General features: G+C 69.3%; 1 protein-coding gene. It reads right to left on the minus strand.

The window, feature by feature from the left end; genetic code table 11:
* Positions 1-1,014, minus strand: a 1,014-nt coding sequence (locus IVA81_RS27020; RefSeq protein WP_247323633.1) for a DUF1522 domain-containing protein, incomplete at both ends; no start/stop codon positions are given.

Below are 1,014 nucleotides of genomic sequence, written 5' to 3' on the forward strand. Positions count from 1 at the left end.
CGTGCCGCCCTGCAGGTAGACCGTCGAGTTGCCGGCGCCGTCAGTGAGGACGTTGCCGCTCGTACCATACCCGCTCGGAACGCTCGGAGCACCGGTCGAACCCGGGATCGGCGCGTTCTTGAAGGTGATGACGTGACCGTCGACGTTCAGCGTCGAACCGTCCGCGATCGTCGCACCGAGCGAGCCCGCGCTCGTGGTCCGGTTGACGCTCACGGTGGCGTTGCCGCCGCCCACAGACGTGGACAGGCCGAGAGACTTGAGCAGGTCGGCCTTGCCGGTGACGCTCAGGTCAGCACCCGTCGAGCTCTTCAGCGTGACGGCGCCCGCACCAACGCTCGAAGCGGTCTGGTTGAAGCTGGTGGCGAGCGTCGCAGCACCGGCGGTGATGGATGCCGTCTTGACGCCGCTGGCCAGATCGACCGCGGTCAACAGATCGTTGACGGTCGCAGCCGGGGTGCCCGCGGTACCGAGATAGACCGTGGAGTTGCCGCTGCCGTCGGTGACGAGGTTGCCGCTGACGCCCGAGCCGGACGCAACCGCGGTCGACGCCGGAGCAGAACCCGAGCGGAACGTGATGGTCTTGCCGTTCACGGTCAGCGTGTCGCCGTCGGCGGGCTGGGCATTGCCGAGCAGGCCGGTGGCGGTCGTGCCGTTGGTGGCGATCAGGGTGATGGTGCCGGTCAGGGCCGCGGTGCCGTCGCCGGCCGTTGCCGCGGTGCCCGTGAAGGTGCCGAGGGTGGCGCCGAGGGTCGTGGTTCCGCTTGCCGCCGTGGTGCCGCCGGCAGCGCCGCTATACACGACGTTGCTGCTCGCGGTCGCGCTGGCGAAGCTGGTCGTGCCGCGCAGGTCGGCCGCCGTCGCACCCGAGATGGTGGTGGAGACGTTCGACTTGGTGGAGTAGCCGACGGTGGTCTGCAGCGCCTGGTTGGCGATCGACTTGGCGCTGTCGATCAGCTTCTGCAGCGAGGTGATGCCGGTGTTGGCGGCCTGCAGCACCTGCACGCCGTTGGCGAT

The sequence above is a fragment of the Bradyrhizobium sp. 141 genome, assembly GCF_023074055.1.
Classification (GTDB): domain Bacteria; phylum Pseudomonadota; class Alphaproteobacteria; order Rhizobiales; family Xanthobacteraceae; genus Bradyrhizobium.